The following is a 10150-nucleotide window of genomic DNA, read 5'->3' on the forward strand; positions in this document are numbered from 1 at the left end:
GCTTGCCAGACCGAAGTGGCCCGTCTAGGACACCACCACCCTTGGGGCGTCGCCAAGTGGTAAGGCAGCGGTTTTTGGTACCGCCATTCCCAGGTTCGAATCCTGGCGCCCCAGCCAAAGGCTCAAGATTCTCAGTCGGCCGTTGATTCTCCGGCTGTTTTCGGACCCGCCCGGGCCGACCACTCCGTCCAGGTCCACTCGGGAGGTCCACTCGTCTGGACGGCAGGGATTCCTGCCTTGCCTAGCACCCACCTCCGCCGCCGCCGACAAACGGTCTTTTTTCGCCGTATCATCCCCCATGACCTGCGCCAGCGGTTTGGCCAGCGCGAGATCCTGCGCTCGCTTGGGCAGGCCACGCCGGGGGAGGCTCGACGGATGGCGCAACAGCTGTGGGATGAGACGGAGAAGATATTCACGATCGTCCGTTTCGATCGGTCGCTCACACGCGCCGACATTGCCCGGCTCGCGGAGCAGTACCTAGACTCCGCGTCCATCAAGCACGAAGGCCTCATTACGTACATCGGGCGCTACCCCAAGAGCGAGAATCTTCCTGGCGTCGACAACGCGACACCTGAAGACGGAATAATCGAGGGCATCGATTTCGTCGGAGATGGTCCGAAGGGCACCCTCAATGATCCGGCCGAATGGGTGCTTCTCTATGAGGGCCGATTGGAAGTCCTGAAGCGTGACCGCTCACTCAACAATCTCGCATCCTATCGCAGCGCGGCAGGGGAGCTCGCTTTCCGCAACGAGATCGACCTCGACTCGACCGCTCATGAAGACGCGCTTTGCCGCGCGCTGCTCGACGCCGAAATCAAGGTTGCCGAGGACATGTTGACCTACCTGCGCGACGTCGTCCTGCCTCATCATCCCCTTCATGCGGCCGCTCATCGTTCGATCGTCTCAAATCCGCCGTCGCGGTCTGACACGCCGGCGAAAGATAAGGCACGTCAAACTCGAAGGTTGTTTAGCGACGTCTGGGTGGCCTATACCGGTGACCGCGTCAGACATAACGAATGGAAAGAGTCTATTGCCCGCCAAGCTCAGTCGACAGGGCGTCTATTCACCGAGATTTGTGGCGACAAACCACTCGTAGACTATGGTCCGGCCGATGCCGCGGAATTTAGGCGTGCTCTGCTCAGCCTACCTGGTAACTACGACAAGTGCATCGAGTGGCGCGACATTCAGCGACGAGCCGGCATTTGCGGCCTGATCGAGCATTGCAACGGTAAGACCGGCATCGATCGGCTGAAGCCGCAAACCTTCAACCGGCACCTCGCGGCTTTGTCGGGTATCTGGCCGTGGGCTCAGGTCAACGAAGTCGTCGCCAAGGGTGCGCCATCGATCTTCGAGGGTCTGCACATCAACGTGAACCGCGCCCGAGGTCGGCATCACAGGACACGGGATGAGCGTCCAGCCTGGAATCAAGCCGAACTCGAAGCCGTACTAAATGCAGATTTGTTCTTTGGAATTCGTAGTCGCCGCAGTTGGAAGAAGGCGGGCTTACAGGTCCTGCGCGATGAGCGCTACTGGGGGATCCTGATCGGCGCTCACAGTGGCATGCGGCGCGGTGAGATTTTCCAACTCCGGGTACGACACGTCGTGAAAGATGCAGAGACCGGGATCTGGCACTTCAATCTTGTGGATCCGGCCCTGGAGCTGAAAGCTGAAGGGAGCGCTCGGTGGATCCCTCTTCATCAGAATCTGTTGAGCCTCGGCGTGATCGAGGCTTTGGTGGAGGGGAGAGGCGAGAATGAAATGCTCTTGTGCGAGGGTGAGGCGGGCGCCGAGAAGAAGGATGTTCTTAAGGACGGAGAGAGTACGTCATTCGGTAGCTCTTTCGGGAAATGGTTTCAGCGCTTTAAGTCGCATCACGGCGTACGCGACGAGGTCGTGTTTCATTCTTTTCGACATTCTGCGACAACGCTTCTTTGTAACGTCGGCGTTCAGCGTGCTTTCGTAGAGGAGCTTATCGGACACGAGAGTTCGGTGAGACGATCCGAAATGGATCGTTACAATAAAGGCCAGACCCTGCAGACGCTCAAGGATGTAGTCGATCGTCTTGTTCTGCCAATTGACGTCCCGAGGATGATCGATGCAGCGCGAAATCGAAAGCCCGTCTAAAAAACAGCGACCAAGACATATATCGGCAGTTCATGGTGTCCGCGATCAGACATCGCAGGCGTAGGTGGAACCCGACGAGGGGCAGTTGATCCTAAAACCGGAGCGATGCCCAAAAGCAGAAGCTTTGCAATTTGTCTTCAGTCGATTACTCCCTTCTCGGATCTGTGTGCTCGGAAGCTACCGTAGTTGATGGAGTGCCGGCGACCGACCTGAGTGGATTTCCGTCCATCTGGTTTCGAGCAGCGCCAGCATCGAAGCGGACATAGCCGAAGGACCGGTCACCATCCGTTGCGGACGAATGGGCGTTTGCCGCTAGACCATCCCTGATTAAGAAACAGACAGGCATCCACGTACGGCGCGCCGATCATGTCGGCTTCGCTGTCGCTTCCCTCGACGAGGCGCCTCGTTTCTGGATCGATGGGCTCGGCGCACGGCTTGTGCGGACGGGGGGATGGGGGGAGAGTTCCTCGGTCAGGTGACCGGGACACCTGGGGCGAAGGTGCGCATGGCAATTGTTTCGCTGGTGGACCAGACGATTGAACTCCTGGAGTATCATGGCTGGGAGCGACCAAGCGCGCCAGCCAAGCCGTTCGACCCTGGCTTCGCGCATCTGACCCTTGTCGTCGATGACAGCGACGCGCTCCTGGTGCGGATCGCCGACTACGGCTGGAAGGCGCAAGGCATTCCGCAGTCAATAGCAAGCGGCGCGCGGGCTGGAACGCGGGTGATCTATGCCGTTGGCCCCGACGGCGCGACGATCAAGTTTAAGCAGTAAGGCTGGGTGGTGAGGTCAGTGCAATCACTCCGACCGAAATCCACTTTCACCACCTGACGCACTACACGAAGCCAGGGCAATCCGCGGGCGTACCGATCTAGATGTTCGGTCGACGATCTCTCGCGCGACAGTGTTTACAGATTAAATATCAAGATATGATACGTACAATTTTTGAATAAGCAAATAAAAATACAAAACAGCAAAATGCAGATATAATCAATCAATCAAACATGCAATATATATTGCCGGCAAATTTCTCGTTACGCGCCCATGCTAACGCAGACCGATTTAGGTTGGTAGTTTTGTTATAAGCATCGATAATCGTACACTTATTACCTTCTACTCTAAATTTTATATAGTTTTCATAAACCCCCTTGCCGACAGCAAATTCTCCAGTAAAACCACCAATAAACGTATAAATATTTCCTCTTTGACGTGCTTCCAAAAAGAATACTGCCGGAACTCCGTCTTTAATTTCTGAAACAGATACTCTTCCGGCATTTAATTTGGCGGAAATATTTTGTTTGTCGGATGTAAATCGGTCGCCATCTAAACAAAAATTGCTAGAGTCAATCGTTGTAGTTGATGTAAATCGTTCTTTCTTACTCGAATTATTCATCATTATTTCTGCGGTTTGCACAGAAGATTTGTACTTAGCACGTAGACACGCTGCTGATGCAGATCCCGGATAGAATATCGACCCGCCTACCAACACCAAGCAGGGCAAACTAAAGAAGAGCGTTTGCATATTAGATGCTCCAATTCGAGAGATAAGCTGCAAAAAATATTATTTTAATCAGAGATGCTATAGTCGGGAATTTTAAGATATGACGCCTTGCTGTTTCTCAAAAAAGTCGCTTTAATCGAATTGGCATTCTATATTGCTTAAAAAATTCTCGTTTCTGGCAACACCTAGACCGCTACGATTCAAACTAGTGTTGTAGGCATGACCGGCAATGATTTTGCACTGACTTCCTTTTACACTAAACTTGACATAGACGTCCAAGACGCCCTTACCGGTCATACCAAATTCACCAGTGAATCCGCTGTGAAAAGTATATATATTTCCAGATCTAGTTCCCTCAAGAAAAAACGTAACTGGAACTCCATCTCTAACTTGTGACAGAGTCGCCTTCCCCCCATTCAGCTCGGCTGACAGATTGTCTAAGTCAGCAGTAACCCTGCTTCCACTCAAACAATACTTGAGTTCATTATGTGACTCTGTAACAATTGCTTGAGTTTTTTTATCAATACCAACAAAATTGGCTACAAACGCCTTTGTTACTGACGCTTTATATTTACTCCTGAGGCACTCCGCTGATGCAACCTCTGAGTGGATTAATAAGCAAGCAGGTGCTAGCAAGCAAGTAAAGACTCTATACTTTGTTTTCATGGCTGCAGGATATCTTACAAGCTTCATTGCCATATTGCCCCAATTCACAGAACCTGTGACGTTTATATTTAGCAGGCACTTATGCCATTGAAATACTGACATCCGCCTATCTTACGAGGAGTAAGGTCGTCTCCGAATAATCTACGGCCGCTCGGTTTAATTTTGTTATTAGCTAGACGATAATTATTTGATTTCCTTCTTGTCTCAGTAGGACGATTGTTATTCACTTTATTATTCGAGATTTCTTCTTGAATTTTTCTAGTAGGGCGTTCAATTTTAGCGCATAGGCCCATCGAGTCTTGTCGAAATCCAAATTTGCAGGTGATTGGAACACATTTATCGCTGACAATATGCTCTCCCCGACTGCAGACCAGCGGGCAGATACGTTCAGAATGCCCTCGTACGGCCTCCAGCGCTTCTATTGTCGGCTTTGCTGTCTCGAAGCTGACGTGAGTAAAGCGGTTGTAATTTATCATCGCCCTTGTGGACGCGGGTCCCCATGTCCCATCAACAGAGACTGGGTCACATCCGACGCGCTTCAGTTCGGTTTGGAGGACGCGACCAAGGTCGACTTGGGGAACCACGATCGGAGTCGGCGGGGATGGTACCGGTACATTAACAGGTTGCTCCGGCGCACGCTTTGTCTCCGAGGCGCTGCCGAGCGTCGCGATGTGCGCTCGGAGGTCGGCAGCAAAGCGTCCAGCGGGGTAAAGGAGCAGATAGGCGCGCGAGAGGTCCGCTTGATCTGAGTTGAGCGCCCTCTGCACCATGCGCTGCTCCTGCACGGCTTGGAGCTGACGCACGAACCGCGCTTCACTGGGGAACTGCGTGACGGCCGACGTGCAGGCCTCCAGGCCGGCTTCCAAGTCGGCTTTGAGCACAGAGGTCGCACTCGCATCGGCGTCTACGAGGCGGTCGCAGCTGTTCTGGGTCGGCACCTCGGTCTCCTGCGACTTCGGCCGGAAATAGAACTCGCCGAGCAGCTGATCGTAGTAGCTCGGGATCTGGCTACGGCCGTTGCCTGAGAGCGCGGCCTCACGAACCTCGGCCCGCAGACGCTGCACCATCGGCCGGATCTCAAGGCCCTCCTGGCCGATCAGGGGCAGGAGTTTTCGGGTGAACAGACCGTTCGGATTGGTGTCCTGCGACCCAAGGTTGTCGATCGCCTGCTCGCCGACGCCCGCGGAGAAGATCACGAAGGTACCGCGGGGCGGGTCGACCCGCCCCAGGCCCCGTGTCGCACCGAGCGATCGCGTCGTGGCGCCGCCATTCGCCTCGCGGAAAGGATTGTCGCGGCAGGCGTCCAGGATGACGAGGGTGACCCGGGGGGATCGACCTTCCAGGTCGAGCAAAAGGTCCGTGAGGTTCGCCCCTTCGGTCCGGAGCATCCTCTCCTGATCCGGTGAGAGGGCCGGGATGTCGACGGGCAGCAGGTAGTTCGATCCGTTCAGCTCGACGCCGTGGCCGGAGTAGTAGACGAGCACCTCGCTGCCTGGCTCGATGCGGGCGAGGAAGCTCGTGATCGTCTCGTTCATGCTGCGCCGGTCGAGGTCAGTCGCGTGCACGACCTCATAGCCGAGTCCCCGCAGCTTGACGGCCATCGCCGCCGCATCGCTCTTGGTGTTCCTGAGGCCGGGCACGTTGCGGTAGGCGCTGTTGCCGATCACCAATGCGAAGCGTTTCGTCGAGGGAATTGCTTCGCTTAGTTTGACGGGTGTCGCTCGTATAGCCTCCTGAGCGAAGGCGGTCGCGCTATGATCAAATATCTGAGCGACGACCACAAACGCTATCAGAGTTGCTATACGAATAGCACTATTAAAAGTACTTAGACTGCCTGCCATCTCTCGATCCGCCGTTGCAGGCCCAGTGAGTCCCGCTTATGACTCAAAGCTCGGCCGTTGAAAAGCTGATTACGAGATGGTTCACATGTTGCGCGGCCTTGCGAGTTCGGTTTTAGCGATCGCGTGCATCGTGAGCGCCACCGCTACCTGCGCGGTCGGCCAACCTGTCGAGGCCGAGGAGCAGCAGGGTACAGGCTCGCAGCCGCTCTCTCCTGAGGAATTCGCGAAGCTCCCGAAAACTCCGGAATACCGAGCATTCCTGCCTGGGAAGACTGACTTAGCTTCTCACTTTCCGAGGCCTGGAAGCCAAGGTAACCAGGGCTCATGTGTTGGCTGGGCAGTCGGATACGCTGCCCGTGGCTACTATTCTGAAGCGGCCGAAGGGCGGAACGTTCATGAAGCAAGCAATATTCCAAGTCCATCCTACATATATAACAACATAATACCTAATAAAAATCAATGTGACTCCGGCGCAAGTATCGTTAGCGCCCTCAATCTACTGCGGGTTTCGGGCTCGCCGTCGATAAAAAACTACCCTTATAACCCCTCTAAATGCAGCGCTCCTGGATCTGACAAGCCGTATCAAACGAGCGACTTCAAAATCGATCGGTGGCTTGCTGTTGATTATCGCTCACTAGATCAAGTCAAGGGTGAACTTGCGAAGGGACATCCTGTAATTGTGTCGCTGAGATCGACAAAAGAATTTCATAAACTTCGCCGTGGCCAGATTTATCAAGTTGTTGGGGCCCAAGGGGATGTATGGCACGCAGTCTCGATTGTTGGCTATGATGAGAGACGTCAGGCGTTCAAATTTATCAATTCCTGGGGAGAGCAATGGGGTGATCAGGGATTTGGTTGGATAAGCTACGCTTCCTTTCAGTCAGAGGTCCGTGAAGCCTACGTAATGCGACCCTTGAAGCCAGTCGTACCCGAGCGGAAGGAGACGCCGGTTCCTTCTCCACCTGTGGTGCAGATCAAGCCGCCGACGCCTACACCAGCTCCGACACCGGTCGTCCATATCGATCCGAAGCCTTTGCCTACACCCACGCCAGTTCCGGTAGCGGAGTTCAAGTGCGGGCACGTCGAGGGCAAGAGACAGGGTGAGAAGGTCACATTCTCTGGGTTCGTGGGTTCCGACGGTGATTTGCTGACGCTCAGCGAGCGCGCCCAGGCGATGAATGCTGATGTCAATGTGGCTGTTCGGCCCTGGCCGCAATGCGAGGTGCTGCTCACGCTCGAAAAGGCGTTGGCTCAGGCGGATAGGCCGAAGGTCAAGATCGAGGGCATCGGCAAAGGCACACAGGAGGGCGACTACCTGCGGATCACCGTCGAAAGTCCAGCCTATCCAAGCTTCATCCACGCCGCCTACATCCAGGCTGATGGCTCGGTCGTCCATCTCATCCAGCCCGACAATCTGCACCTCAAGGCTGTGCCCCCATCAGACAGAATGGTTTTTGGAGCGCTCGACGGCACAGGCCCCAAGTTCAAAGTAGCCCCTCCGTTCGGTCGCGAGATGTTGGTTGTCCTTGCTTCACGCAGCCCACTTTTTGCCTCCCCTCGCCCGACGCAGGAAACCGAAAGAGAGTTCCTGACCGCGCTGAGGAAGGCACTTGCAGCCAAGCCTGACCCGACGGCCCCTGACCGGGTCGTCTCTGCCGGCGTTGATGCGATCATAACCTCAAAATCTTCCGTGATCCCGGCGTGGTTGGCTCTGCCATGAAAATTACTGCTCTTGCTCTGCTTGGAACGCTTCTAAGCGGGTCAGCTTGTTTCGCGCAGGAACCGTCTTCATCAATTCCGACGACGGAAGAAATCATACGCTCTCTCAATCCCGCGACGGCTGCTGAAACCCGGTCATTGCGGGGTATCAAGGTTGTCCCCGGTAAAGAAGCAGGTCCTCCCTCGATTGATCTTACAATCAATTTCGCCTATGACTCCGCGAAGCTTGGCGGAGAAGAGATGTTAATTCTCAAACGGCTTGGAATGGCGTTTCAGGATCCACGATTGGCGCAGTATTCCTTCCTGATCGCCGGACATACCGATGCAAAGGGAAGTGAGCAGTACAATCAGCGACTGTCTGAGGCCCGTGCCAAAGCCGCACGCGACCACCTCATATTCTTCTACGATATCGATCCAAGCCGCCTGCAAGCAGTTGGGTACGGCAAGAGCAGGCTCGTAGCACCTAATCAACCCGACAGCCCAGCAAACCGTAGAGTTCAGATCATAAACCTGGGGCCGAACAGCTAAATTGCTTGGATATCATTTTAATTATTTTGAAAATGAGATCGCGAATTATACGAGATACTGCCGAAGGAAATCTGTAGCCAAAGGGTGTGCTAGACAAAAACTTTCGGCGATAAAACCGGGGTAAAGATTTGGATATTTTTATTAAAATTCTGATATGTATGATTTTTCCAGTTTATTCTTTAGATGCAAAACCGTTATCAAATAGGAGCTTGATGCTGATATTGATGTCAATTGCAATATTGACAATTTTATTATTGGTCTATAGAGCATAAATATATTCAACGCGATGGAGGGTAGTTGTGTTTGATAAAGATGCGATCCGAACATTTGGTAGTGCAATGACGATCGCGGGCGCATTTGTTGGTCTAACTATTTTTGTATATAACATGAACAGCAAGGTCAATAAAAATGAGCAAAATATTAAATTAATAAACGAATATCTGATCCCGCAGAAAAAGATGATGTCAGAAATATGTATCGAACTTGGGAGAGCAGTGTTAAAAATGAACACTCAAGGTGCGTTTGATACAGCTGGTCAAGTATCAAATAACATGAAAAACATGGGATGCGGAGATGCATCCGCGAATATTAAATGAGATTTTTATATTGCTTTATTATATTGCGCTTGCCGCAAATAGATGATTTAATTATCCCGATTTGGAGTCGGCTAGTAGGACCTGAAGCAGCCGACTGACATGGTCTGGTTTGGGTATGTCTAGGCGAACCATAGCCACCGGTCCGTTGTGGATGTTTTGGTAAGACCATCCAAAACGAACTTTCTCAAACAAGCCGTTCATAGCAGACCGGCAAGCTGGACTGCCACGTATCGGACATTGCGAGGCGCTTCTTCAGGTCGGGAGCGGGCATGGAGGCGGTGTCCGCTTCCGTTGATTGCCACCCGGAAGCGGACCGGCAGTGGTTCACCCTGGGCAGCCGTCCGGCTGTCTCAATCTCTGTGTCCGGAAAACGAACGTTTTCCCGACGATCGCTGGGTACGCGTGTTCGGCCGCCAAAATGGCTGCTAGCCCGTCGGAAAACCGTGTCAGCTATTCAAACGTCGGCGAAACGTAGCTTTCCGACGCTAGCAGCGAGTATGCTGGGATGTCCGGTTTCCTGCATCGCGCAACCGAAAGCAGACCAGCAGCTTTCGGCCAGCTACCGGCATTTGGTCGAGAGCGTCTCCGTGATAGCGGACCAAGCCGGTGCCCCCTGTTTGCGCCGTCATTCGTTCCATATTCGAGGCATAGGTCCTATCGGGATTTGTACGCGTACCCAAACCTCTGGCCCCATCGCTTTCGACCCATGCCTATTGATCGTGACGGGGGAGGAACACCGCCGATGAAATGACATCGGCGGTGAGGCAACAATATTGGTTACGCAGTTCGGCGGCGCAGGCTCGCGATACGATCGTGCAGAACGGTGCGAAGCTCTTGGATCTCTCCGTAAGCGGCTTCGGCTTTCTCGAAGGCCGCCAATCCATCCTTCCGGATCTCTTGGGTCAGCGCTTCGATGCGCTTGACCGCCATCAGGAAGCTGGGTGTCTTAGTCGTCTGGTTCTCGGTCATGATGTAATTCCTCGTTGAGGAGCTTCGCACCGTTCTGCACGATCGTATCGCGAGCCTGCGCCGCCGAACTGCGTAACCAATATTGTTGCCTCACCGCCGATGTCATTTCATCGGCGGTGTTCCTCCCCCGTCACGATCAATAGGCATGGGTCGAAAGCGATGGGGCCAGACCATGATGAAGACGGTGCTCGCGCCCGCCTTCAAG

General features: G+C 53.7%; 9 protein-coding genes and 1 tRNA gene. 6 read left to right on the forward strand and 4 right to left on the reverse strand.

The window, feature by feature from the left end; genetic code table 11:
* Positions 1–42 precede the first annotated feature (42 nt).
* From MFF06_RS00440 to MFF06_RS00450, 3 genes are all read left to right on the forward strand, one after another.
* Positions 43–117 (forward strand) — tRNA-Gln (locus MFF06_RS00440).
* Positions 118–237: 120 nt separating this feature from the next.
* Positions 238–2124 (forward strand): DUF6538 domain-containing protein, encoded by a 1887-nt coding sequence (locus tag MFF06_RS00445; protein WP_306421636.1) that lies wholly within the window; start codon positions 238–240, stop codon positions 2122–2124.
* A gap of 451 nt (positions 2125–2575) precedes the next feature.
* Positions 2576–2899, forward strand: a complete 324-nt coding sequence (locus tag MFF06_RS00450) for a VOC family protein (RefSeq protein WP_238201001.1) — start codon at positions 2576–2578, stop codon at positions 2897–2899.
* A 220-nt stretch (positions 2900–3119) separates the two neighbouring features.
* Here the strand turns inward: MFF06_RS00450 and MFF06_RS00455 are convergent, their stop codons facing one another.
* The 3 genes from MFF06_RS00455 to MFF06_RS00465 all read right to left on the reverse strand — a co-directional run bounded on the left by MFF06_RS00455 (position 3120) and on the right by MFF06_RS00465 (position 6073).
* Entirely contained in the window at positions 3120–3647 is a 528-nt protein-coding gene (locus MFF06_RS00455; protein ID WP_238201002.1) for a hypothetical protein, read from the reverse strand.
* Positions 3648–3758: 111 nt separating this feature from the next.
* Complete coding sequence (locus tag MFF06_RS00460) at positions 3759–4394, reverse strand: hypothetical protein (protein WP_238201003.1); 636 nt, start codon at positions 4392–4394, stop codon at positions 3759–3761.
* A complete protein-coding gene (locus tag MFF06_RS00465) occupies positions 4361–6073 on the reverse strand; it encodes a caspase family protein (protein WP_238201004.1) in 1713 nt (570 codons plus the stop codon). The genes MFF06_RS00460 and MFF06_RS00465 overlap by 34 nt, the downstream gene beginning before the upstream one ends.
* Before the next feature lie 145 nt (positions 6074–6218).
* Here MFF06_RS00465 and MFF06_RS00470 point away from each other — a divergent pair, with 145 nt between their 5' ends.
* The 3 genes from MFF06_RS00470 (at position 6219) to MFF06_RS00480 (ending at position 8976) form a co-directional block, all read left to right on the forward strand.
* A complete protein-coding gene (locus MFF06_RS00470) occupies positions 6219–7853 on the forward strand; it encodes a C1 family peptidase (RefSeq protein WP_238201005.1) in 1635 nt (544 codons plus the stop codon).
* Positions 7835–8380 carry an OmpA family protein gene (locus MFF06_RS00475; RefSeq protein WP_238201006.1) on the forward strand — a complete coding sequence of 182 codons (546 nt, stop codon included), beginning with the start codon at positions 7835–7837 and terminating at the stop codon, positions 8378–8380. Before MFF06_RS00470 ends, MFF06_RS00475 begins: the two co-directional genes overlap by 19 nt.
* A gap of 299 nt (positions 8381–8679) precedes the next feature.
* Complete coding sequence (locus tag MFF06_RS00480) at positions 8680–8976, forward strand: hypothetical protein (RefSeq protein ID WP_238201007.1); 297 nt, start codon at positions 8680–8682, stop codon at positions 8974–8976.
* A gap of 777 nt (positions 8977–9753) precedes the next feature.
* Here MFF06_RS00480 and MFF06_RS00485 read toward each other — a convergent pair.
* Positions 9754–9945, reverse strand: a complete 192-nt coding sequence (locus MFF06_RS00485; protein WP_238201008.1) for a hypothetical protein — start codon at positions 9943–9945, stop codon at positions 9754–9756.
* Positions 9946–10150: the final 205 nt, after the last annotated feature.

It is taken from the genome of Methylobacterium aerolatum (assembly GCF_022179085.1).
GTDB classification, from domain to species: Bacteria; Pseudomonadota; Alphaproteobacteria; order Rhizobiales; family Beijerinckiaceae; genus Methylobacterium; species Methylobacterium aerolatum.